Origin of the sequence: Staphylococcus casei, assembly GCF_030294405.1 — a bacterium.
Lineage (GTDB): Bacteria > Bacillota > Bacilli > Staphylococcales > Staphylococcaceae > Staphylococcus > Staphylococcus succinus.
The window spans coordinates 2665809-2689810 of sequence record NZ_CP125718.1; the positions used below are offsets into that span (position 1 = coordinate 2665809).

23 protein-coding genes are annotated in these 24002 nt (G+C 33.7%); 4 read left to right on the forward strand and 19 right to left on the reverse strand.

Annotated elements, in window-relative coordinates; all coding sequences use genetic code 11:
- Positions 1 to 45: 45 nt before the first annotated feature.
- From fadD to QMO72_RS12900, 10 genes are all read right to left on the reverse strand, one after another.
- On the reverse strand, positions 46 to 1572 hold the full coding sequence (gene fadD / locus QMO72_RS12855) for a long-chain-fatty-acid--CoA ligase FadD (protein WP_103267093.1): 1527 nt from the start codon (positions 1570 to 1572) through the stop codon (positions 46 to 48).
- Positions 1573 to 1589: 17 nt separating this feature from the next.
- Entirely contained in the window at positions 1590 to 3164 is a 1575-nt protein-coding gene (fadX, locus tag QMO72_RS12860) for a fatty acid degradation protein FadX (protein WP_103267092.1), read from the reverse strand.
- 243 nt (positions 3165 to 3407) lie between these two features.
- A complete protein-coding gene (locus QMO72_RS12865; protein ID WP_103267091.1) occupies positions 3408 to 3968 on the reverse strand; it encodes a hypothetical protein in 561 nt (186 codons plus the stop codon).
- Positions 3961 to 4344: a hypothetical protein gene (locus tag QMO72_RS12870; RefSeq protein ID WP_103267090.1), complete on the reverse strand. Its 384-nt coding sequence runs from the start codon at positions 4342 to 4344 to the stop codon at positions 3961 to 3963. The genes QMO72_RS12865 and QMO72_RS12870 overlap by 8 nt, the downstream gene beginning before the upstream one ends.
- Before the next feature lie 214 nt (positions 4345 to 4558).
- Entirely contained in the window at positions 4559 to 5932 is a 1374-nt protein-coding gene (locus QMO72_RS12875; RefSeq protein ID WP_103267089.1) for an MFS transporter, read from the reverse strand.
- 319 nt (positions 5933 to 6251) lie between these two features.
- Positions 6252 to 6626 (reverse strand): nuclear transport factor 2 family protein, encoded by a 375-nt coding sequence (locus QMO72_RS12880; RefSeq protein WP_199196677.1) that lies wholly within the window; start codon positions 6624 to 6626, stop codon positions 6252 to 6254.
- 133 nt (positions 6627 to 6759) lie between these two features.
- Entirely contained in the window at positions 6760 to 7119 is a 360-nt protein-coding gene (locus QMO72_RS12885; protein ID WP_103267087.1) for a DUF1304 domain-containing protein, read from the reverse strand.
- A gap of 121 nt (positions 7120 to 7240) precedes the next feature.
- Positions 7241 to 7855 (reverse strand): FMN-binding negative transcriptional regulator, encoded by a 615-nt coding sequence (locus QMO72_RS12890; protein ID WP_103267086.1) that lies wholly within the window; start codon positions 7853 to 7855, stop codon positions 7241 to 7243.
- A gap of 44 nt (positions 7856 to 7899) precedes the next feature.
- Positions 7900 to 8352: a MarR family winged helix-turn-helix transcriptional regulator gene (locus QMO72_RS12895; RefSeq protein ID WP_103267085.1), complete on the reverse strand. Its 453-nt coding sequence runs from the start codon at positions 8350 to 8352 to the stop codon at positions 7900 to 7902.
- Between the two features lie 121 nt (positions 8353 to 8473).
- Complete coding sequence (locus QMO72_RS12900) at positions 8474 to 9895, reverse strand: APC family permease (protein WP_103267084.1); 1422 nt, start codon at positions 9893 to 9895, stop codon at positions 8474 to 8476.
- Positions 9896 to 10225: 330 nt separating this feature from the next.
- Here QMO72_RS12900 and QMO72_RS12905 point away from each other — a divergent pair, with 330 nt between their 5' ends.
- A complete protein-coding gene (locus tag QMO72_RS12905; RefSeq protein WP_103267083.1) occupies positions 10226 to 11059 on the forward strand; it encodes an aldo/keto reductase in 834 nt (277 codons plus the stop codon).
- Positions 11060 to 11125: 66 nt separating this feature from the next.
- Here QMO72_RS12905 and QMO72_RS12910 read toward each other — a convergent pair whose 3' ends face one another.
- Positions 11126 to 12025: an ABC transporter substrate-binding protein gene (locus tag QMO72_RS12910; protein WP_103267082.1), complete on the reverse strand. Its 900-nt coding sequence runs from the start codon at positions 12023 to 12025 to the stop codon at positions 11126 to 11128.
- 284 nt (positions 12026 to 12309) lie between these two features.
- Entirely contained in the window at positions 12310 to 12609 is a 300-nt protein-coding gene (locus QMO72_RS12915; protein ID WP_046836983.1) for a hypothetical protein, read from the reverse strand.
- A gap of 685 nt (positions 12610 to 13294) precedes the next feature.
- On the opposite strand from QMO72_RS12915, the gene QMO72_RS12920 reads away from it, so the two are divergent.
- Positions 13295 to 15220 carry a coiled-coil domain-containing protein gene (locus QMO72_RS12920; protein ID WP_103266226.1) on the forward strand — a complete coding sequence of 642 codons (1926 nt, stop codon included), beginning with the start codon at positions 13295 to 13297 and terminating at the stop codon, positions 15218 to 15220.
- A gap of 100 nt (positions 15221 to 15320) precedes the next feature.
- On the forward strand, positions 15321 to 15842 hold the full coding sequence (locus QMO72_RS12925; protein ID WP_103266227.1) for a hypothetical protein: 522 nt from the start codon (positions 15321 to 15323) through the stop codon (positions 15840 to 15842).
- A gap of 118 nt (positions 15843 to 15960) precedes the next feature.
- Here the strand turns inward: QMO72_RS12925 and QMO72_RS12930 are convergent, their stop codons facing one another.
- From QMO72_RS12930 to QMO72_RS12960, 7 genes are read right to left on the reverse strand one after another with little or no spacing between them, the layout of a single operon-like run.
- Positions 15961 to 16899: a sugar phosphate isomerase/epimerase family protein gene (locus tag QMO72_RS12930; protein WP_103266228.1), complete on the reverse strand. Its 939-nt coding sequence runs from the start codon at positions 16897 to 16899 to the stop codon at positions 15961 to 15963.
- A gap of 15 nt (positions 16900 to 16914) precedes the next feature.
- Complete coding sequence (locus QMO72_RS12935; protein ID WP_103266229.1) at positions 16915 to 17922, reverse strand: Gfo/Idh/MocA family protein; 1008 nt, start codon at positions 17920 to 17922, stop codon at positions 16915 to 16917.
- A 21-nt stretch (positions 17923 to 17943) separates the two neighbouring features.
- The gene (locus QMO72_RS12940; RefSeq protein ID WP_241965975.1) at positions 17944 to 18804 is read right to left on the reverse strand and encodes a ketose-bisphosphate aldolase; all 861 of its coding nucleotides are present in this window, start codon (positions 18802 to 18804) and stop codon (positions 17944 to 17946) included.
- Positions 18805 to 18817: 13 nt separating this feature from the next.
- Positions 18818 to 19729, reverse strand: a complete 912-nt coding sequence (iolE, locus tag QMO72_RS12945) for a myo-inosose-2 dehydratase (RefSeq protein ID WP_103266230.1) — start codon at positions 19727 to 19729, stop codon at positions 18818 to 18820.
- 47 nt (positions 19730 to 19776) lie between these two features.
- Entirely contained in the window at positions 19777 to 20739 is a 963-nt protein-coding gene (gene iolC, locus QMO72_RS12950) for a 5-dehydro-2-deoxygluconokinase (RefSeq protein ID WP_103266231.1), read from the reverse strand.
- A gap of 8 nt (positions 20740 to 20747) precedes the next feature.
- Complete coding sequence (gene iolB / locus QMO72_RS12955; RefSeq protein WP_103266232.1) at positions 20748 to 21566, reverse strand: 5-deoxy-glucuronate isomerase; 819 nt, start codon at positions 21564 to 21566, stop codon at positions 20748 to 20750.
- A gap of 15 nt (positions 21567 to 21581) precedes the next feature.
- Positions 21582 to 23036 (reverse strand): CoA-acylating methylmalonate-semialdehyde dehydrogenase, encoded by a 1455-nt coding sequence (locus QMO72_RS12960; RefSeq protein WP_103266233.1) that lies wholly within the window; start codon positions 23034 to 23036, stop codon positions 21582 to 21584.
- Between the two features lie 177 nt (positions 23037 to 23213).
- Here QMO72_RS12960 and QMO72_RS12965 point away from each other — a divergent pair, with 177 nt between their 5' ends.
- Positions 23214 to 23972, forward strand: a complete 759-nt coding sequence (locus QMO72_RS12965; RefSeq protein WP_103266234.1) for a DeoR/GlpR family DNA-binding transcription regulator — start codon at positions 23214 to 23216, stop codon at positions 23970 to 23972.
- Positions 23973 to 24002: the final 30 nt, after the last annotated feature.

Here is a 24002-nt window from a genome sequence, read left to right on the forward strand (position 1 = left end):
TTTTTGTACAAAAAAATTTGAACTGCCTTTTTCATTTTTGAAGATTTATACTAATTCATCATCTTGTTGATGTTCATCATGCGCTTTTTTATTCATAAATTGCTTTAACTCTAATTTATCAGGTTTCGATGTTGAATTAAGTGGCATGTGTGTGACTTTTAAATACATTCTTGGAATTTTATAACCTGCTAATCGCTCTCTCATGTGATCGTCGAGTTTTTGTTCATAATCTGAATCATTTTCTGTCAATACGATTGCTGCGGAAACAGATTCTCCAAATTTAGGACTCTCATAACCAAGTACGACACATTGTGCAATTAATGGATGTTCTGATAATACTGTTTCAACTTCAGATGGGAGCACATTCTCACCACCAGTAATAATGAGCTCTTTACGACGGTCAACAATAAACACATCTCCATCTTCATCGATTTTAGCTAAATCACCTGTTAAAAAATATCCATCTTTAAAGGATTTGGCTGTTTCTTCTGGTTTGTTCCAATACCCTGGTGTTACATTTTTACCTCTCACAGCTAATTCGCCAATTTCACCAACTTCAACATCTTCATAATGTTCATCGAATATTCGAATATCGATAAACATTACAGGTTTACCAATACTACCAGGTTTTTTCACGCCGTTTTCTGGTGTGTTGACCATGACAAGTGGCGCTTCTGTTAACCCATATCCATTAATAATCGAGTGCCCCATGGCATTAAATTTTTTCTGTACGCCAGGCAATGGAGCTGAACCCCCTTGAATCAAAAAGTCTAGGTTTTCAAAATGATGAGGATTAAAATTATCCGCTACAAGCATGGCATAATACATTGTTGGTATTAAAATTAAATAGTTGGGTTGATATGCCTCCATCAAGTTATTCAATGCCTCGCCATTGAAGTAGCGTTGTAGAATCACAGTACCGCCTGCCATCAATAAGGGTAAGGTTAAATCATTAAACCCTAACACGTGGAACATGGGCGTAGCGATAATCGTTCTATAATCCGCATCTATTCTATAAGTTAATATTAAATTAATAGGATTATTAACAAATGAGTCGTACGTAAACATAACCCCTTTGGGTAACCCCGTTGTGCCACTGGTATACATTAATACTGCTAAATCATCGCTCTCTAAATCTGCTGCTTTAAAGGGACTATGCTGTTTTGGGTCCACTATGGCATCATATTCTTGTGAATCAATATCCATATGCACCAAATCATCTGCGATACCTTGCAAACTTGATAGATGTTTCGCTGCATAGAAAATCATTTTCACTTGTGAATCGATTATGACACTTTCTATTTCTTGTGGCTTTAATCTCCAATTTATTGGTAAATATACGGCACCTAATTTAAATGAAGCAAACAATAAATCTAGAATTGCAACATCATTAGGTGCAAATATACCTACTACATCTCCACGTTCAATACCTTGATCGTGTAAATAGTTAGCTAGATTATCCGCACGTGCATTCATATCTTGATATGACCATTCTGTACCTTTCATTGGATCGATGACTGCTGCTTTTACCTCATCAAAATCTGCCCTAGTTCTTATCCAGTCATAGTTCATATTTTTCTCCCCCTCATTTATAGACGATACTCCGATTTAATCTCGTGAGCCAATCCTCCCCATTGCTGGTGACACATGGCTTTGTCCATAACCTTAAGTTCTTCGGCAATTAACGGTTTAAAGTCCATATTTGCTAAAATATCTCGGTCTAAATCTAGTCCAGCTGCAATTTCAATTAATTTTAAGCCTTGCTTTGTCAATTCAAACACTGCGCGCTCAGTGACAAAATACACTTCCTGGCCTAACTCTTGGGCATATTCAGCATTAAAGTCCATACTCCCCACTGCTCCAACAAATTTAGTGGCATGACCTTGTGCTGTTATATGCACACCATCATCGTCATAATTAAGTTGACCCCCCACAACCATTGCACCTGAAAAGACTATCGTTTTTACTGTTTGACTGATATCGATAAACCCTCCACAACCGTTCATTTTATCCCCAAATTTAGAGACGTTTACATTACCATGTTGATCGACTTCTGCAAAGCTTAAAAAAGCAATATCAAGACCACCGTTATAGATAAAATCCCACGTCTGGTCATGTCTCATGCGGGCACTTAAATTGTAATTCATTCCAAAGTAATCTCTACTTCCGATAATGCCACCGAAGACGCCAGTATCAATATTGAGTTGAACCAAATGATCTGCCTCTTCCTCAATTAACACATTGGATAATTCATTATTTATGCCAAAACCAATACTCACCACATCACCTTCAAGTAATAGTTGAGCAGATCGTCTCAAAATAACTTTACGGGTGTTTAAATCTAGATAGGGTTCTCGCATCTCAGTAATTTGATAATGTCCTGAAAGTGCCGGATCATAATAGGATTGAATCGCCTGTCGATGATAGTTTGGATCTTCATTCACTACGACATAATCTACAAGTTCTCCCGGAATAAATACTTCGCTTGGATTAAATTTTCCACTCTGAATCATTTCTTTAACCTGAACAATTACCTTACCGTTATTTTTATGCGTGGTGGCTGCTACACTATATCCTTCACCCAGATGAGATTCATGAGTCATAAAAATATTACCTTGAGTATCGGCATATGTTCCTCTCAGTAATGCTACATCTACTTCTGGAAAATGATACTTCAAATAATCTTGATTTCCAATTTCAATCAAAGATACTAAATCCTCCGTAGTCTTTGCATTGACCTTGCCTCCAGAATATCTCGGATCTACATTTGTATTGAGTCCAATCTTGGTTATCGTCCCTGGAGAAGCATCGGTCTGACTTCGATAATGTGTTGCAATAACACCTTGTGGTAAATAATATGCTTCAATTTCATTATTACGCATAGCACGAATCGTTTCAGGTGCAGCAGTAATAATACTTGTAATCAGTCGTTTTACCATGCCTCGTGTCACAAAAGAATCTAAATCATAACTATCACCCCGATAATCACTAATATCATTCGTTAACATTATTGTCAGGTCTTGAGGTGTGTTACAGTTATCGTGTTGTTCAACAATTGCTTTAAGTATTTCAGTTGGTAAATTGCCAGATGATAAAGCTGCTATTGATATGACATCACCCGAATTAATGATATCTTTCAAATTAGAAAATGAAATAATTTTCATACAGTAATCTCCTATCTTTGTATAATCCAACCTAGGTTATTTTTATGTTTTTATCTCTCCTTTTTAATTATGTAAGCCCTTAAATGTAATATACCATTATTATTGAAAATTATGCAAAAATTTAAAATTTTACAAAAACATAACAAATGGATTCACTCTTTATATAATTTGATAATTTTTGCATAAGAAAAGAACACAAATGATAAATTCATTTGTGTTCACCTTAATTACTTTTTCAATAATTTACGAAACCACTTTAATTTCCCCATTTTTATATTTTACATGGGCGCCTTTTTGAATAGTGTCGTAATCTTTTTTTGTAACTACTAATACATGGTCTTTGTGATCTTTACCTTTTACTGTAATCGTATATAGCTTTTCTTTCGGGCGCATATTTTGTTTCAATAGTTGCTGTTGTTTGTGCATGTTTATATTATGATTATTCATAACAATCCAATAAAATAGTGAATTATTAAAATACATAGCAGCACGACGTTGATCTTGGTACGAACTACCTGTGCTATATATGGTATGTGGCCTTGCAAGTGAGCTTGATTTACTCAACGTGGCATTTGCTCGCTGTGATGATAAGCTTCTAGCATTATTCATACTTGCTCTCACACTTGTACGCGCTGCACTCGAATTCATACTACCTCTAGCACCTGAGGATGATGCACTACTCGAAGCGCTACTTGAAGATGATGTACTCGCCCCACTACTTGTTCCAATGGCTTCTGTTATTGGTGAAAGTAAAGTACTCAAGGTGACTAACGTAATCAATATTAAACCGAATCGTTTAATCATGGCTATCTACTTCACCTTTGTCTTTAACTTCACCTTCTATTTCTTTATTATCATATGTCATATATGGTGTTCTATAAACATGGTACTTCTTACCATCTTTAACGACATAAGGAGATTTGTTTTTACCTTTTAAAATATGTTCATAAACTTTATCGCCTGCCGCCGTATATGTATGTGTTTTGCCATTATTATCCTTATATGCTATTTCAACTCTAGGATAATCTTCATCACCATTTGCTAGCTGTTCAAAATAAACAAGTTCATGCTTATTTTTATGCAGCGCCTCTTTTTTAGGTGTTTTCTCTTCCCCATCTTCACATCCAGCAAGTGCGAATGTGCCTATCAAAACTAATGCAACTATGCTTTTTAATTTCATTCTATTCCTCCTTCTATATAACATTGTAGCAAATTTTTATTTAAAAAAAGTTAATAGATACGAATTTTATTTTTAAAATTAATATATCGTTTTTTGTTTGATGTTTGTCATTAAAACAATTGTATATTATAAAAAAGCGTCTAGGAGATTTCTTCCCAAACGCTGTCCATATTCATGTTTACTATTTAACGTAATAAGCTCATATTTTTCGAGTCTATGCTTTTATATTTTTCGGAATAATTATTTGAGTCAATATTACGCCTAAGATCATAATACTCATCATTATTAAAAATGTGCATGTTGCAGCAATGCTTATATTGTATGAAGTTTGTAATATCGCAAAAACAGTCGTACTGAGTGCGATACCAAAGGCACTACCAAGTGTTGCAAACATTTTATAAATGCCCGAAGCAAGTCCCACTTTTTCATCAGGTATGGTCAATATCGCGATCGTTAATCCTGGCGTAGCACATAAGCCATTTCCTATCGCACAAATAACAAAGCCAAATACTGCAGCTGCTACATACCAATGTGATGGTAATATCGTTAAACTAATAAATATAATGCCTATCGCTGGAAATAGCGGACCCACAAGTAACATAGGTTTCCCTCCATAACGCAATGATAACCTTTCACCTAAACGAACCATTAATATAGCCATAATGACATAAGGTACGGTTACTAATCCTGTTTGAAATGCATTTAACCCCACTTTTGTTTGTGCGTATATATTAAATACTGTCATCGTACCCATCCCAGAATTTAATACCGCATTACTCATCGATGAACCTACAAAACCTCGATGCTGAAATAAGGAAAAATCAATAAATGGCGCATTTTTATGTCGTTCATATATAATAAATGAAACAGTCGCTATGATGAACACAAGCAAGCATATGATAGAAAATAAACTTAGCCAACCTTGTTCAAAGCCTTGCGTCGCAAATAAAGTGATACTACCTATGAGCAATGCAAAAAGGAACATCCCCATATAATCAAACGGTCTTTTATCAATAATTTCTTTTGCTTCTTCTTTCGTCCCTAATAAAAGGATAAAGGCGATGATGGCTACAATGATTGAAACTATAAAATTAGCTTGCCAATTGATATACGTCGCTATAAGACCACCTATGACAGATGCAAATCCTACACCACCCACACTGCCAATCATTAAATAACTAAAAGCTCTGCGCAACGCCTTTCCTTTAAATTGATCATTTAATACCCCTACGGTTGCTGGTAATAATATTGCTGCAGATAAACCTTGAAAGATTCGACCTACGATTAATAGTGCAGTAACACTAGATATGATAATCAACAAGGATCCAATAATACTTAAAATGATACCTATATAGGTCATTTTTAATTTACCTATTTTATCTGACACGTCTCCCGCACCAACCATAAATATGCCTGTTGCAAAAGATGTAAGACTCACAGATAAGTTAACTATACCCGTTGTAGTTTGGTATGTTTGTTGAACTTGAGTCGATATATTAATAAACGATTGGGCAAAAAGCCAATACGTTAATATACTTAATACTATAGCTAAAATCAATTTATTTTCTGAATGTTGCTTCGTACTCATGGTGTATAACGCCTCCTAATCTATATTGGCGCATAATTTAACATATATGATACGGCTCGGTATCGCTATTATTGCGTAGACTTTTACCACACATCTTGTCAACGTAAGAACTGATACTTAATAGAGTGACAGGCTTAACAATTAAAAAATTGTTTATATCACCTTATTTTTTCTTTACAAGCACGTAACTATTGGAAAAATACGCACTAGATAGATATTATCACATCAGCGATATTTTATAGTACTTGATTTTATAATTATTTAAAATAGCACATAAAAAAACCACCTACTCAAATGTAAGTGATTATTACATCGTAACTTATATAGATGAAAATAAGTTCGCATCGTAAGGTTTATTTTCTAAGTAACTGATTTTGTTATCTTTATCTAGTTTAGCGATATCAATACCTTCTTGTGTATAGACACCCGTAGCATATCTTTTACCACAAATCGCCCATTTCGCTTCATAACTGCCATCATCTTTTTGATGCCAGCCATTACTCATATGTTTTAAATCTTCATTCATTTCAAATACTTTTTTCACAAAGTTAACCCATGCTTCTTTACCATGATAAGCATGACCATTAAGTACAAATGTTATATTTTCACTAAATAATGCAACCAAAGCATCAAAACTAGTTTCGCTATATCTTGCCTCATCAAATAATTTAAAATATGCATCTAATGTATCCATTTTTTTCATCCTCCTTTATTAACATATGTTCAAATGTACGCTCGATTATCATAACGCACTATAGAGCGATTTCCTGATAATTAATCAACAATAAGGTTTAACTACTACTGTCAGGTTAACTATACAAAGTGCATTAAATTAATAATGACAACAAAGTAACGATTGGTAGACCACCTTGTTTGAGGATAATACTTTTATCACTCGTTAGTCCTCCATAAATTGCTACTATTATAATGTAAATTAAAAGTAAAGCCACCATCTCTTTAGGATGACTTGCAAAGGTAACACCATATAACAATAATAATCCAATCACACCATTATATACGCCTTGATTTTTTAATAAGACATTAACATTTTCATCTTTTAATTTTTCCTCACTAATATTAAATACCTTGCTTGTTCTTTTAGAACCCGTCGCAATGGTCTCTAAATACATAATAAAGAAGAATTCAATTGCCACTAATACTGTTAATATAATAGAAATCACACTCACTTTAGACTCCCCTTTATAATTACATTTGTTTTACATATTTTACTGCACTTTCCCTGTACCTGCCAGTAGGTTGAATCGTAATATGCCAACAAACATGTTAAAGCAGCTTATTTTCTATAATTTAATCAAAGATACATCTTTTCATTGCTTTAGCTACCTTGTTATTTAAGTCATCTTCAGAACTTTCTAGTGCCTCAATGATATTACTTTTATCTTGGTCACTACGTTTTTGACTTAATTTATACGCAGCGTTAATTTCTAAAACTTTTATTTGAAAGCCAACAATACCTTGGATTTGTTTTCGTGTCTTCTCTGACATATTATCCCAAGTCATTCCATTCGAACGATGCTTCTCGTATTTATCTAATAATAACGATAGATCTTGCTTTAATGCTTGCTCGGTTAAAATTTTGCCTCTACCATACACATGAACACTTTGATAATTCCATGTAGGGACGTCTTCTTCTTCATACCACGTAGCAGATATATAACTATGTGGTCCTTGGAATATGACTAATATTTGATCTGCTTGCTCTATGGTTTTCCATTGTGCATTAGATTTTGCAAAATGCCCTGAAATATAAAGAGATTCCTCGTCCTCAGTTATATTAATAGGCACATGTGTTGCTAATGGCTTACCATTATCTGTAGAGACGACAGTTACAAACTGGTGTTGCATCATAAATCTTTTAATTTCTTGTATATCTTTTTCTTTATAATGATTTGGTATATACATATTTTTCCCCCTTAATGATATAATCTGTTTGATATTTATCTTTTTTAATAAATTCTCTTGTGTCCTTTTTTAACGTATGACCAATCATTAGATATGTTCGCTTTAACCCTTTTCAGCATATCCGTTAACGCTTTAATTTCTTCTTCAGAAAAACCTTTTAACGCAACTGCATTAGAATATTCATTTTCTCTTATAATGAATGGATATAACGCTTCTCCTTTGTCTGTAGCAAACAGTAGTTTATTTTTTTTATTATTTTCACCAGACTTTTTAATAATTAAACCGTTTTTTTCTAAGTTACTAATCGCTCTTGAAGCTGTGGCACGATCAATTTTCAACATTTCAACTAACTGTTCTTGTATGATTCCTGGATTTTCATAGATTCTAACCAAATAAACAAACTGTCCCTTTGCTAAATCTATTTCTTTAAATTCAATATTACTTATAGAGTCTAATGCTCTAGAAATAACCCCAATATCTCTTAATATATCTTTCATCAACACACTCCTTTTGTTGCGTTTGCAATATAATACCACTATAACATATTACTCATTTACGCACTTAATAAATCTATAAAAAGCACCTATCTATGTGATAGGTGCTTAAAATGGTACTATTTTATCTCTTTTTAAAGCTACTTTTTAAAATGTAAAACAAATAATAAATGATTCCTATAATGAACCAAAGCATCGTATAGAATTTCGCTTGTCCACTTAATCCCCAAAACACTGCAAATACACATATAAATATGATTATTGGCATAACTGGATATAATGGTAATTTAAAAGCGGGTTTCGGTAAATCTTTACCTTCTCTACGACGTAAAGCATATAGACCAATAGTAACAAACATAAATGCTACAAGCGTACCTGCAGAAATCAGTTGGGCTAAGAAGCCAAAAGGAAATACAGAGCCTACTATAACAGCTACGATTGTCAATATAAATAAAGCACGGTTTGGTAAGTTCTTCTTGTTTAGTTTACCTAACCAAGAAGGTAAAATACCGTCACGCCCAAACGAATACAATAAGCGTGACCCAGCAAGCATCATACCGATTAAAGCAGTAAACATCCCAATAACTGACACAGCCTGAACAATGACAGCAACAGTTTCATGACCACTCGTACGTAATGCCCAGCCCACAGGCTCTGCATTATCTTTATATGCTGTATAATCAAACATGCCTACTAATACAAGAGAAACTGCTACAAATAATCCTACAGCAATACCTAATGAACCTAGAATTCCTAATGGCATTGTTTTTTGTGGGTTAATCGCTTCCCCTGAATTAGCAGCGATAGAATCAAAGCCAATATAGGCAATAAATATTACAGAACTACCTGCGTATATACCTTGCCAGCCACCAAATGATCCAGCAGCTGTAGCTTTATATTCAGGAATAAATGGTATATAGTGTCCAATATTGATGACACTTATGCCTACTATTATAAAGAGAAAAATTGCTAATACTTTTAATACTACTAAAGTGTTTTGAACGCGCGCTGTTTCTGAAGCGCCCCTAGCTAATAACAAAGCTGTAATAACTACAACGATAGCTGCAATCACATCCATTACACCACCATGAGTACCTAAAGAGTTCGCCAGTGCATTCGGTAACGAAACATCGAAGGGCTTTAATAACCCCTGTAAATTTGCTGAGAATCCAGATGCCACGAAAGACACTGCAATCATATATTCTGCAATAAGTGCCCAACCTACAATCCATCCAAAAAACTCACCAAACAATATGCTAATCCATGTATATGCAGATCCTGCAAATGGCATTACCGAAGCCATTTCAGCATAGACAAATGCTACAAGTGCAGCAACAATCGCTGAAACTAAAAACGACAAACTCACAGAAGGTCCCGTATGATCTGCTGCAACAACGCCCGGTAAAGTAAAAATTGCTGTCGAAACAATGGTTCCAACACCTAAAGCTAAAAAGTCCCTAACTCGTAGTGTACGTTCTAAATGCGCATCTTTATTTTGATAACGCGATAATTCTTCTTTCCGAAATATTCTACTCATTATATTCATTTCGTATTACTCCTTGTGTATTAAAAACAAACATGTTTTTAAGTATAATCATTTTTAAATATAATGTACATATTAGTTTGAATTAACTTCTAAATAATACCTATACTTTCCAAGTTCAAATACCTAGATAAATTTTTAATGATTGCTTGATATTAGCTATGATAACGGGTGATGAGCGGTCATATTTATAATGCAAAACCCCAAATATGCTTATGCTTTCTTGGTTACTTAAAAGTGCGTACTTTCATTTCCTTTCTATAATGCTTACAATAGTAATTATGAAATTTATTTAGATGCACGTACATCTATCTAATACAAAGGAGTGTAATTATGCAAAATATCAAATTTTATAATGGCAATACAATGCCACAATTAGGTTTAGGTGTATTTAGAGTCGAAAATGATGACACAGCTAAAGCGGCAGTCAAACATGCAATCGTAAATGGTTATCGTAGTATCGATGCAGCATTAGTTTATGGCAACGAAGAAATGGTAGGTCTTGGCATTCAAGAGGGTATGGCCGAAGCTGGTATACAAAGAGAAGATTTATTCATCACTTCTAAACTTTGGTTGGATCAATATGGTAAAGACAATGTAATCAAAGGTTATCAAACTTCTATAGATAACTTAGGCCTTGATTATTTAGACCTATATCTTATTCACTGGCCAGGTACAGATGAAGCATTAACTATTGATACTTGGAAAGGTATGGAGTCATTATATGAAGCTGGTAAAGTAAAAAATATTGGTGTAAGTAATTTCAACATCGAGCATTTAGAAGCATTAAAAAATCAAACTTCTATTAAACCAGTGATTAATCAAGTTGAATTTCACCCGTACTTTACACAAGAATCATTAAGAAATTATTTAGCAACAACAGACATTCACATGGAATCTTGGTCTCCACTGATGAACGCTGAAATTTTAACTGATGAAACAATCAATGCTATTGCTGAAGAAGTTGGGAAATCAGCTGCACAAGTAGTCATTAGATGGAATATTGAACATGGTGTCGTAACAATTCCAAAATCCGTAACACCACATCGAATAGAAGAAAATATAAACGTATTTGATTTTTCATTAACTGAAGAACAGATTGCACGTATCGATGCCTTGAATCAAAATAAACGCATCGGACCTAATCCATTAGAATTTAATGGTTAATTTTTAATATCTAATTAAGGCATATCAGGTTTTTAAAATCTGATATGCCTTTTATTTATGATTAATTTATTTTATTAAATGTTGCTTGACTTCTTTTCTTATATAATCTAAAGAGTAAGGGTCATTAAACCAATATGTCTCTGCTTTAACATTGATTACACGATTATTTTTAACAGCCGGAATATTTTTCCAAATATTATTCTTTTCAAATTCAGGTTTAGATTTTCCCTCACTCATCGTAATAATATAATCTCCCGAATATTGAGGTAATTTTTCTTGAGATAATTCTTTCCATCCATCTTTTTTAACAACTTTCTCTAAAGCATTGGGCATGTTCAGATTAAAAGCTTGATAAACCACTTCACCTCCGCGCCCCCAAGATTTACCAAATGCATAAATTGTTTTCCTAAAATCATCAAAAATAGAAATCGTTGCATTTTCACCAATTTGTTGTTTGATTTCTTTAGAATCTTTTGAGGTTTGAGCTTTCCATTCCTTCACCCATTGTCTTGATTTTTCTTCTTTCCCAATCATTTTCCCTAATTCAATTTGTGTATCTAAATAATCCTTTTTCCCATATTCAATAGGAATTGTAGATGCTATTTTTTGATACTTTTTGATATTTTTATCTGTAGTATCTACAATAATTAAGTCAGGTTTGAGCTTTGCAACCTTTTCTACATCATTTTCATTGAATTTCTCGGTGTTTTTAAATTTCTCTTTAAGTACGTCACTCTTGTCAATATCTTTAGTCACGCCCACAATGTTCGCACCTAAATATTTCAATCCACCAGCATATGTATTTGCTATTACTGCAATGCGTTTAGGTTTTTTGGGTATGTCTACTTTTTTACCACTATCTAATTCATAACTCCTTGTATCTTGGCTTTTCTCTGACTTACTCTGATGGCTACAAGAAGCTAATAATAATGTTACTAAAATAATAAAAGTTATAAATTTTTTCATAAATGTGCCCCTTCTACTTTTGAAAATGATTATCAATATCATTTATATTTTATTCTTTTTATTATTAATCAGCAATAGCTTTTAGTAAATCTATCAATTTAAGCCTCACTATTGAGATCGAATTATATCTGTGATGCATACATGATTATGTTAACCATGTATGCACTCAATCGCTATTACAATCTAAAAAAGCTGCTACTAAAGTCCTTAATCTACTTTAGTAACAGCCTATTATTGAGGATAATTTATAGCACAGATACTTTCTGTCTAATTGCTATTGATCTTCATGATTCCATGCGATGTAACACTTCTAACTGAATTGCTTTTAAAGCTTCACTATAGTCCTTATTCGTACTTTCTTGGGCATTTACAGTCAGTAAATCAATTAATCCCACATTAGTCATTTCTGTTAACTCATGTTCAAACTGATGTAAGTGTTCTTCTGATGTTTTCGCATTTTGCTTTTCAATTTGATAGTACTGATCGGCTCCTAAACCGCCTTCTTCAATCATGACAGAAATACCACTTGAACGCGTTTCATTGAGTCGTTTGACTTTGATACGTTTATTATCACGAACAACCATTTGAATCCCTCCTAATTTATGCGCATTATGCAAAACCCTACTGCTACTAACTATAAAGCTTAGCTGTCATTAGTTTATGGATTGAAATTAAATGATCTGGATGACTTTGATCATATGTATCATGATTCGATTAATAATTTTTTATGTAATGATAATAAATCACACAGAATTGATATTGATTTAAGTGTAATATTACATATAGGTAAATACAACCTCTTTGCTCATTATTTTTCTAAATATTAAACCATAAGCACTGAAATTATACCTCTATAATGACTATGTAACCATGTTTGTAATTATATCTTTCCAAAGTAAAACACAATCATTACATTTCAATTATAAACTATAGTTCCACACAACATAATTGTAATTCATATATTTTTTGGTATGTTATTTTTTAAAAATCAGTTAAAAGGTAATAAAAAATACTTTTGAATTATAATTTTAAAATTAATAATGTAAATAAATGTTTTCTTTCTAATTTTTATATTATATATTGTATTAATATGTTATTATAAACATCTGATAATTAGGAATTATCAGTTATTAATAGATATTTACACACAAAAACAATAATTAAACCAATTATTATTTTACTTCCTGAAAACACGATTAAATATAATATGAAACAATCCAGTATATTCATAGCATTTTAAACAATAACCGAATGGAAGGATGACATGTAATGGGCAATAACGTTTTAGATATTAGTTCTTTAGATATGGACCATGTACTCGCAGGGGAGACGGACATTTATATTGTACCAATCGCTGCGCCCGCACTAAGAGAAGGATTTTCAAAAGGTAATGCCGTAGAATGTTTTAAACAAATCTTATGTTCTTCTAAAATAGTGCAATCTTTTGATGTAACTATAGACCATAAAGACGAGAAAGAACCTTTCAAAATATTCGAAGATCATGAATACTGCATTACAGATTTAACTTCTTTACTCAACATAAAGGAAAATAAACGACTTGACTGTAATTTTGGACTTAGAGTTTACATACCTTCAGAAGATCAATTCAAGTTAAAAGTTATTAATAATAACATTTTAAAAGAAGCAAACATGCCCGATTTTGGTATTTCTGATATGAGTAAAGGCTTATCCTTAGATACTTTAGGGCCACTGAAAGATGCAATTATTAAGCTGATTCAAGAAAGAGATAAAAAAGACGTTAATCAAAATACCGCTCTTACAAACAAACAAAAGCATATTAAATCTATTAAAACAGTTAATAATGGCGAGGATCTTTCCGATATTAAGCTATTAAAAGATAATTTATATAACACACTTAATTCACTTATAGATAAAGTCTATTTAGATAATGAAGAGTTAGAATTCAGAAGTATCGTTGATAATAAAGACTATGACGAAAAAGTACTACCAACATACAAAAAACTTGAACAATTAACACAAGATGATTTCAATCAAGCGAAAAATGACAAACTATTTGTCTTACAAAAAAAGAGAGAAGATGTTATCAATAGTATCTTCAATCAACTCGTTACTGATTTGTGGAGTAAAAGTATTGAAGCAGATAAAATGCGCAACTATAAATCTGTAGACTCAAAATATAACAAAGCCTATAAAGAAATAGAAAGCAAATTAGATGATGCATTAAGTGTTATTCCAAATAAAGTTAAAGATCATACTCAAAAATTAGAAAAGAGTTTTGAGGCAGATAAAAATGACCGTGCTGATAAAGCCCGTCGAGATATGATTGAAAGAATAGAAAGAGAAGAACGACCACTTCTAAATAATCGTATTCGTGAATATGAAAAATCACTAACTGATAAAGCGAATAACGTATACCATAACCAGATTAAAGTATTAAATGCAGATGTGAAAAATAATTACGAATTGCATATTTCTAAAATCGTTGATGATATTATTCAACATCATCAAGAAACAATTGATACAAAGAAATCAGAGCTTAAAAATATTATGGATCAAGATGCAGCAACCTTAATCCAGAAAAGAACTGAAGATGTCGATAAACTAAGAAGCGAAATTAGTAAGCTAGAACAAGACTTAATTCACAACGAAAAAACCTTCAACGAACGCTTAGAACTCGCAGTCGATAAAAAAGTAAACGACTATGAATTAAAAGATTCACAAATGACAGATGAAATTAATTATCTCAGAGTCGAATTAGAAAAAGCCAAACGTGAAAACACTGATAAAAATGAATCTATACGTTCAAAAGAATTGGAACTGCAAAATAATAGAACTCATTTAGATCGTTTAAATCAACAGCTTGAACAGAGTAACCAAACGAGCTTAAGTATTTCTGCACGTGCGATGGAAATCAAACAACAAGCACTAAGTTTCGCTAACAATGAAACAAACCAATCAAATTTCAATCAAGTAGTCGCACCGCAAAACATGGATGTTGGCAACTTATTAGACGACGATGCCGATATGGCGAAACGTTATGAAAGACGCAAAAAACCAACATTCTTTACTTGGTTAGGTGGCCTTTTCTTATGTGCAGTATTAGGTTCTGCCACTTTATTTGGTAGTCACGTTGCTAATGCACAAGACAGTCATGAAGACGCACCTACAAGTGTTCAAAGTTCACACAAAGCAGAAACTCCAAAAGATAAATAACACTGTTTAGAAAACCTATTGTTAACCATAAGTGCATTCATATCGCACTAACTTAATAACTGAAATGAATATTAAATAAACAATATGGGAGTGAGAAACAATGAACCAAAAAAAATTAGACGAACTAAACCATCTCGCAAAAGGTACAGAAAAAGAAAAGAAAATTGCGCTAACATTTGGCTATCAACCCATCATTGATCAATTGAAACAAGATGAAAATAAAGAAGTCTCAGATTTTGCACAAGCCATTGATGCTAACGAAGATTTAAAGTTACATAAAAATAATCTTCACTATAACCAACATAAAGAAGTGTTTCGGAACGATTTAAAACAAGCGACACGTTATATGTATGCAACCTTAATATTAATTGCAATCGCTGTGATATCAACGCTTACCGCTTCCATCATTTTCTTTGTCAATCCAACTAGCATGGTGTCACCATTTATTATCATTACAGTCATCGCATTAATCAGTTCTGTTGTGCTCGTAGTACTATCTAAACGCACTGAGCTATCCTATAACGACAGTAAGCAATCACTAGCTAAAGCGAAATACTTGCTTAGTATATCGCAATCCAATACTCAATCATTACAAGCACAGATTAATAATGATACTAAATAATAATCAATACAAAAGCCATCACTATATAATGTAGTGATGGCTTTTATATTCATTTATGGTTACTTTATGAAACCTCATAAAGCATATCTGATTGAAATACTTTAATTTTACATGATTATCAAACAACTACTTGCTTTAAGGCGGCAATCGATGCATCGACACCATCTTCTGCAGACATTGTTAAATCTTCCATTTCTAACGAGACAAAATCATCATACCCCACCATGCGTACTACTGAGAAAAAGGTCTTCCACCATTGTAAATCTTGACCATAACCCACAGCTACGTAATTCCACGATCGGTTTTTAACATCTTCTATTTCTTTAGTTTCTAACACAGTATTAATATCAGCTAAACCTTTTTCGATGCGGACATCTTTACCGTGTACATGATGAATTGCACCTTCTAATGCACGTGCACATTGTATTGGATCTGCACCCATCCAAAGTAAATGACTTGGGTCTAAATTCATTCCAATGATTGGATCTACTGCATTTCTTAATTTAAGTAACGTTTCAACATTATACACTAATTGCATGCTGAAATTCTCCAATGCTATTTTCTCCACACCATGATTTTTTGCAATTTCAACTAAATTTTTCCAATATGGTATCGCTACTTCATTCCATTGATATTCAAGGGCATCTTTTAACTGTGGCGGCCAACTCACTGTAGTCGTAATCCAATTCGGCACCTCATCATTCGGAGAAGCTGGCGGCAAACCACTCATCATCACAATCTTTTTCACACCTAATTGTTCTGCTAGCTCAAACGTTTGTTCAGTGATTTTTCTATGCTCATCTCCTAATGTACCTGGATCTAATGGATTGCCTGAACAATTTAATGCTACAACTTGAACATGGTACTTCGATAATAAATCTTTAAGCGCACTTAATTCTGTCTTATCATTTAATAAGTTGTCTATATTCAAATGCGGTGCTGGAGACCACCCTCCAGTAGCCAGTTCAATATGATAAATATCTTGTCGTGTTATTTTCTGCAATACTTCCTCAAGTGACAAATGTGCGAGACTATCTGTAACATATGATAAATTCATATAATCACCCTTATTCTATTTATAGAGTTCTGGTTTGCTTTCAAATTTAATATCTACGATTTTACCGCTATCTCTTGCCTCTGAACATGCATTTGTTGTAACTGATGCCATATAACCATCCCAAGCTGAAGGCCCTGTGATATGATCTTGTTTTACACCATCTACCCATAACTGTAATTCTCTATCATAAGCTGAAATGAATCTTTCTTTCCAATCACTTGGGACACGTGTAGAATCTTTTCTCTCTGTTTTAACACTGTAGTATGTTGGATTCGTCAATCCGATTTCACCTTGCTCACAGACTACTTTACAATTAATATCATAGCCAAATTGACAGTTTACAAATACTTCCAAATCAATCACAGTACCTGATTCTGTTTCTAATAAAATTAATTGTGGATCGTGCAAATCTGGATGTGTACGTGTCGTTTGTTTTTTAGGTAAACGTACTTCGGCAGTGACAAAATCTTCTTCTAACAACCATCTCAAAGCATCTACTTCATGGACCGCAGTATTTTCAACTGCCATTGGCGTATTATAACTCTCATCAACAGATTCATTTCTATGCGTGCAATGTACGAGCAACGTTTCTCCTAGAGATCCCGTTTGTAATTCGCGTTTAATTTCTTCGTAACCTCTATCATATCTACGCATAAATCCTACTTGTACAAAACGCTTATTTTTTTCTACTTCTGCATTTACAATATTTGTACAACCTGATGACTCAAGCGCTAAGGGTTTTTCACAAAATACGTGTTTATTATGTTTAATCGTTTCAAGCACATAGCCTTCATGTGTTGGATCCCATGATGTAACAAGCACTGCATCAACATCTTCTGATGAAATTAAATCTTCTGCATTTTCAAAAAATGTTGCATTAATTTCTTTAGCATATGCGATGGCAACATCTTTATTGATGTCACTAATTGCCGTAACATTTGCTCCATTTACACGTTCATTTATACGTTCAACATGATCTCTACCCATAGCGCCTATACCAATTACACCTATTTTTAATTCCATAACTATTTCATCTCCAGTCATTTATCTTTGAGTAAATACTTTATTTTGTTGATTTGCACCACATATATTGATAATTCTTTCAGCCGTTTTTTCTATAGCTCCAATACTGGGTTTTAAAATTTTCTGCGGGTTAAACAATTCTTCCGATTCATTTAAAGTGTCTCTTAATTGATTGCTCCAAGAGATATTAATTTCTGTATTGAAATTAATCTTTGCATGACCTAAGTCTATTGCACGTTGCAAGTCTGAATTTGATATACCTGAAGCGCCATGCAGTACCAATGGGATGTCTATTTTCTGACCTAGAATTTCCATTTCTTCAAATCCTAGATTAGGTTCTCCCTGATATTTACCATGTACAGAACCTAGTGCAGGCGCAAGTGTATCGATATTTGCTTGCTCAACTAATGCAATACAGTCATCTATATCTGCATATCTCACTTGTCCAATCAACCCGTCTTCCTCACCACCAACTGCGCCGACTTCACCCTCAACTATGACACCTTTAGCGTGCGCATAATCCACTACTTCTTTAGTCAGTTTGATATTTTCTTCAATTGATAACTTTGAACCATCAAACATGACCGAATCATAACCAGCATCTACAGCACTTTTACAATTTTCTACTGTTAGCCCATGGTCTAAATGAATTGAGACAGGTACTGTAATCTGCATCGCTTTTATTTTATTTTTAATTGTTTGATAGATAAAATCATATCCGCCTAAATATTCAATATTCTTATCTGTTGTACCGATAATAATAGGCGCATTTAATTTTTCAGCTGCGCTTAACACACCTTCAATCCATATCAGACCATTTATATTCATCTGTGGCACGGCAAAACTTTGATCTTTTGCGTAATGAATCATATGATTTTCCAAAAAATTCCCCCTCTTAGGAAATGTATTTTTCTTCACGATTCTGTTGAATGTTATTTAAATAGTCTTTTGCTTTTTTAGCATATATAAATGGATTCGCTTGTTCAGGGTCTTGTTCGGCTTCCACTACAATCCATCCTTGGTAGTTATTATTTTCTATTGCCTTTAGAATGGGTGCAAAATCTATGTAGCCATCACCTGGAACTGTAAATATGCCTTTTTTAATACTTGCTAAAAAGCTATCATTTTGTAACTTTGCCTCTTGTGCGATATGCTTCCTAATATCTTTAAAATGGATATGATGAATTCTGTCTTTATATTTATTAAAAATATCTATCGCCGTTTCACCAGATAGCGCCAAGTGTCCTGTATCATAAAGCAACGACACCTTATTTTTATCTGTATTATCCATTAACCTCTGTATCTCTAAATCTGTTTGGACGCCTGTTCCCATGTGTGGGTGGTAAACAAGTGTCATATGCTTTTCATTCGCTAATGTACCTAATTTTTCTAAACCTCTGAGTAACTTATGCCATTCATCATTTGTGAAATGAGGTTTATCTGTAAATATAGATTTATTCAAATCCTTTTGAATGCTTTGACCTTGTTCACATACGACAATGACTTTTGCACCTACTTCATATAAAAAATCTCTATGCTGAATAAAGGCCGCTTCCGTCACTTCAAATTTTTCTGTCGTTAGAAATAAGCTCAACCAAGCGCTCGCTACATTCAACCCTCTCGGTTCTAAGTATTCACGTAACACTGAAGGATTGCTAGGATATTTATTACCAATTTCAGTGCCTTCATATCCAGCTAAAGCCATTTCACTAATACATTGTTCAAACGTGTTTGCACTTCCTAATTCGGGTAAATCATCGTTCGTCCACGCGATAGGTGCACATCCATAACGTATATTTTGAATCATAAAATCATCCGCCTTTTAGAAATCGCTTACATTTTGTCGTAATTTTTTTAACTCTCGTGCTCACTAATATAGTTTTCCAAAGTCTCACTTGTTGGCATAGCTTCTGATGAGCTGTGGCTACTTACGACAATAGCTGCAGAAGCCGCACCATATTTCAATGCTTCATCAATCGATTTACCTTTTACTAGCGCGTATAAAAACGCGGCTGCATAGGAATCACCTGCGCCAAATGTTTTAATCACTTTTGCTTTGAATGCTTTCCCTTCAAAATATTCACCTGCTTTAGTGTACGCTTTTGAGCCTTGAACACCATGTTTGATAACAACAAGCTCAGGATGATTTTCAAATAAAGTTTCGCCAATTTCTTGATCGGTTTTATCTTGATAACTTTGAATCATATCGTATTCATCTCTTGTACCAATAACAATGTCCGCTTGTTGCGCGACTAATTCATAATAAATCGAAGTCTCTTCAAAAGTCTTCCATGTGTATGGTCTATAGTCTATTTCAAACACAACTTTAACAGCATTCGCTTTAGCAATTGCTAATGCCTTTAACACAGCTTCTCTTGATGGGGATTGGGCTAATGCAGTCCCTGATATTAATAGATATTCACTTTCTTTAATATAGGTTTCTGAGACATGCTCCGGTTCCAAGTATAAATCTGATGCTTCTTCTCGATACATTAAAATATTAGATTCTGAAGGGCTTTTAATTTCTGTAAATGTTAGACCTGTCTTATGACCATTTTCATCGATATGAATTTGTGAAGTATCTACACCTAGTTTATCCAGATAGCTCGTAATATAACGACCATGTTGGTCATCTGATACGTTCGCTATAAGTCCTACATTTAATCCTAATTTAGAAGCTCCAATACTAATATTGACTGGTGACCCACCTACGTATTTGCGAAATGTTTCAGTTTCTTCCATTGGTCTATTTATTTCTACAGCATTCAAATCAATTGCAGCACGTCCGATAGCTACGATATCTTTTTTAGTTGTCATACCTCTCCCTACTTTCTATCAATAATCCATTCATGGTCTTTTTGATTGTTAAATTTCCATACTTTTTTAGGTCCAGCCATTATATTTAAGTAATAACCATTATATCCATCTGGTACAGCTACTGGATGATAGCCTTTAGGTACTATGACAACATCTCCATTTTGCGCAGTCATTGTCTCGTCTAATGAAAGATCATCCGTATAAACACGTTGGAACACAAATCCTTTCTCTGGGTTCATTTCATGATAATAAATTTCCTCAAGAAATGATTCATCCGGCAAGTTGTCCTCGTCGTGTTTATGTGGTGGATAACTTGACCAGTTACCTTGATCCGTATAAACTTCGACAACCAACAATTTTTCACTGGCTGTGTGCGTATCTGGTAAGATATTGTGGACATGACGTTGATTCGCATATTTACCTCTATCTTCAACACCATTGCTACGCGCTGGAATAAGTTCTGTTGGTCTACCTTCATCACACGGCGCATAACAAATAATGACCCTAGCATCTTTAACTGCTGATATTTGAATATGATGATCCTTTGAAATATAAATACTATCTGTAGGCATTTTTTCAAATACTGAATCTCTTGTTCCTAAATCTTTGTAAATACTTTCTCCATCAGATACATCAATTTTTCCAGTCAATGCAACAATACAGATTTCAAATCCTTGCGTTGTTTCTTCGTAAATGCCTGATGTTTGAATGTCTAAAATTTTAATCCCCGTATATTTTAAGTTAACATCTTCTGGTTTAAAGTCTTGTATGATTTGTACAGCATCATTTAAAGGATGCTGTACAGGTTTTTTCAATAATTGAGCCATATTTATATCCACTCCTTAATATTGAGGTTCTCCATGACGTGCTGTCACAACTTTACGATGCGTGTAGAAATCGATACTATCTTTACCATTGGCATGTAGTGAACCGAAGAATGATGATTTCCATCCAGAGAATGGAAAGACAGCCATAGGTGCTGGAACGCCTAAATTGATGCCTAACATACCTGCGTCAATATTTTCTCTAAAATGTCTAATTGATGAAGCGCTATCTGTAAACAAGCATGCACCGTTAGCAAATTCTGATTGGTTTGCTAGTGCAATACCTTCTTTTAAGTCTGTTACTTTCACAAGTGATAATACGGGTGCAAAGATTTCATCTTGCCATAACTTCATATCCGTAGTTACATCTTCAAAGATGGTCGGTTTTACAAAGTATCCCTCGTCTTTGTTGCCTTCTCTACCATCTAGGACGAGTGTTGCACCTTCTTCGACACCTTGATCAACATAACTTAACGTACGCGCTTTATTTTCTTCTCTAATTACAGGTCCAAGGAACACATTATCTTCCAATCCATTGCCTATAACAATGTCTTTGGCTGCATTCACTAATTTTTCTTTGAACTCATCGTAAACATTTTCTTGCACTGCAACAACTGCTGCAGCCATGCAACGTTCTCCTGCTGATCCAAATGCCGCACCAATGACATCCTTAACAGCTGAATCAATATCTGCGTCATTTAAAATGATGGTATGATTTTTAGCTCCTGTCAGACATTGTGCACGTTTTAGATTTTCAGTCGCTTTTTTATATACATATTCACCTACTGGTTTAGATCCTACAAAAGAAACTGCTTTAATGTATTCATTTTCTACAATGCCGTTTACAACATCATGTGCACCGTGTACTACGTTGAATACACCTTTTGGAAAGCCTGCTTCTTCTACGAATTGTGCTAATTTGTTAACAAGTAATGGTGTTTTTTCGGAAGGTTTCATTACAAATGTATTTCCTAAAGAAATCGCCATCGGGAACATCCAACAAGGTACCATCATTGGGAAATTAAATGGTGTAATACCTCCCACGACACCTACTGGATATTTATAACTCGTTCCTTCAATGTTTGTTGCAATACTTGATAATGAATCTCCCATCATTAATGACGGTGTACCAGCTGCAAATTCAACATTCTCAATACCTCTTTGCACTTCTCCTAATGCTTCACCTATACTCTTACCATTTTCTTTAGTAATGATTTCTGCTAATTCTTCTTTATTGTCGATTAAAATTTGTTGGAGTTTAAATAATATACGTGCACGTTTAGGTACAGCGACTTCTTTCCATTCTTGGAATGCATTATGTGCAATCTCCGCTGCGTGATCTAATTCTGCTCTTGTAGATACAGGAACTTTTGCAATAACCTCTTTTGTCGCCGGGTTATAAACATCGATTGTTTCCTTAGAATCTGATTCAATCCATTCACCATTAATATAATTCTTCAAAACTTCTGCCATTATAATTCCTCCTATTGGAAAGCGCTTCCATTTTTTAGTATAATCTTGGTAACATATTGATTACTTATTGGTTATTTTATATAAATGGTTATTTTTTGTCAAATTTTTATCATTTTTTAATCAACTGTTGAGTAATATGAGAATGTTGTATATTATATAATTATCGGAGGTATAAATATGAAAACCAAAAGAATACACGCAATTGAATCTTACATTAACGAGAATAAAGCAGCATCAATCGACGAACTCAGCGACTATTTTAATGTCTCAATCAATACAATACGTCGTGACATAGCCGTTCTAGCTGATACAAATAAAGTAAAAAAAGTTTATGGTGGTGTGAAATCTATAGAAAGTTCAATTTCTCAAGCCGTGGACTACTCTAAGAGAAATATCGAACATTATGATGAAAAGATCCACATTGCTAAAGCTACTGCTAAACACATTCAAGCTAACGATGTCATCTATATTGATACCGGGACAACAACTGTGCATATCTTAGACTATGTTGATACAGATTTACCTTTCACAATCATTTCTAATAGTCTAGATGTCATCAATAAAGCCGCTCTTTTTGAAAATGTTTCTTTACTAGTAATTGGTGAGAAGTATAAGTATAGAACACGTTCATTTATAGGGATTGAATCTAATACACTTATTGAAAAGCTCAATATCGATAAAGCTTTTATGGCTGCCACAGGTGTCGACATTCATAATGGGTTAACAAATGCAGAACTAGAAGAAAATATCATCAAAAAACTCATCGTATCTCGATCTAGACTTGTATATGCGCTCGCAGATCATACAAAAATGGGCAAATCAACATTGTTAACATTCATGGAATGCGATGAACTTGATACATTAATCACAGATAAATTACCTTCCAAAGATTTTACTGCATACTTTAAATCTAAAAATATAACGATTGAAACATAAAAATTCAGTAGCTTTGCTACTGAATTTTTG

What these genes read in the sequence shown, in the direction of transcription:
- QMO72_RS12905 (WP_103267083.1), top strand. Translation starts at nt 10,226, where the DNA reads ATGCAAAATATCAAATTTTATAATGGCAATACAATGCCACAATTAGGT.
- QMO72_RS12895 (WP_103267085.1), bottom strand. Translation starts at nt 8,352, where the DNA reads ATGAAAGATATATTAAGAGATATTGGGGTTATTTCTAGAGCATTAGAC.
- QMO72_RS12965 (WP_103266234.1), top strand. Translation starts at nt 23,214, where the DNA reads ATGAAAACCAAAAGAATACACGCAATTGAATCTTACATTAACGAGAAT.
- QMO72_RS12870 (WP_103267090.1), bottom strand. Translation starts at nt 4,344, where the DNA reads ATGAAATTAAAAAGCATAGTTGCATTAGTTTTGATAGGCACATTCGCA.
- QMO72_RS12910 (WP_103267082.1), bottom strand. Translation starts at nt 12,025, where the DNA reads ATGAAAAAATTTATAACTTTTATTATTTTAGTAACATTATTATTAGCT.
- QMO72_RS12930 (WP_103266228.1), bottom strand. Translation starts at nt 16,899, where the DNA reads ATGAATTTATCATATGTTACAGATAGTCTCGCACATTTGTCACTTGAG.
- QMO72_RS12875 (WP_103267089.1), bottom strand. Translation starts at nt 5,932, where the DNA reads ATGAGTACGAAGCAACATTCAGAAAATAAATTGATTTTAGCTATAGTA.
- fadD (WP_103267093.1), bottom strand. Translation starts at nt 1,572, where the DNA reads ATGAACTATGACTGGATAAGAACTAGGGCAGATTTTGATGAGGTAAAA.
- QMO72_RS12880 (WP_199196677.1), bottom strand. Translation starts at nt 6,626, where the DNA reads ATGGATACATTAGATGCATATTTTAAATTATTTGATGAGGCAAGATAT.
- fadX (WP_103267092.1), bottom strand. Translation starts at nt 3,164, where the DNA reads ATGAAAATTATTTCATTTTCTAATTTGAAAGATATCATTAATTCGGGT.
- iolE (WP_103266230.1), bottom strand. Translation starts at nt 19,729, where the DNA reads ATGATTCAAAATATACGTTATGGATGTGCACCTATCGCGTGGACGAAC.
- QMO72_RS12900 (WP_103267084.1), bottom strand. Translation starts at nt 9,895, where the DNA reads ATGAATATAATGAGTAGAATATTTCGGAAAGAAGAATTATCGCGTTAT.
- QMO72_RS12920 (WP_103266226.1), top strand. Translation starts at nt 13,295, where the DNA reads ATGGGCAATAACGTTTTAGATATTAGTTCTTTAGATATGGACCATGTA.
- QMO72_RS12925 (WP_103266227.1), top strand. Translation starts at nt 15,321, where the DNA reads ATGAACCAAAAAAAATTAGACGAACTAAACCATCTCGCAAAAGGTACA.
- QMO72_RS12915 (WP_046836983.1), bottom strand. Translation starts at nt 12,609, where the DNA reads ATGGTTGTTCGTGATAATAAACGTATCAAAGTCAAACGACTCAATGAA.
- iolC (WP_103266231.1), bottom strand. Translation starts at nt 20,739, where the DNA reads ATGACAACTAAAAAAGATATCGTAGCTATCGGACGTGCTGCAATTGAT.
- iolB (WP_103266232.1), bottom strand. Translation starts at nt 21,566, where the DNA reads ATGGCTCAATTATTGAAAAAACCTGTACAGCATCCTTTAAATGATGCT.
- QMO72_RS12865 (WP_103267091.1), bottom strand. Translation starts at nt 3,968, where the DNA reads ATGATTAAACGATTCGGTTTAATATTGATTACGTTAGTCACCTTGAGT.
- QMO72_RS12935 (WP_103266229.1), bottom strand. Translation starts at nt 17,922, where the DNA reads ATGGAATTAAAAATAGGTGTAATTGGTATAGGCGCTATGGGTAGAGAT.
- QMO72_RS12960 (WP_103266233.1), bottom strand. Translation starts at nt 23,036, where the DNA reads ATGGCAGAAGTTTTGAAGAATTATATTAATGGTGAATGGATTGAATCA.
- QMO72_RS12890 (WP_103267086.1), bottom strand. Translation starts at nt 7,855, where the DNA reads ATGTATATACCAAATCATTATAAAGAAAAAGATATACAAGAAATTAAA.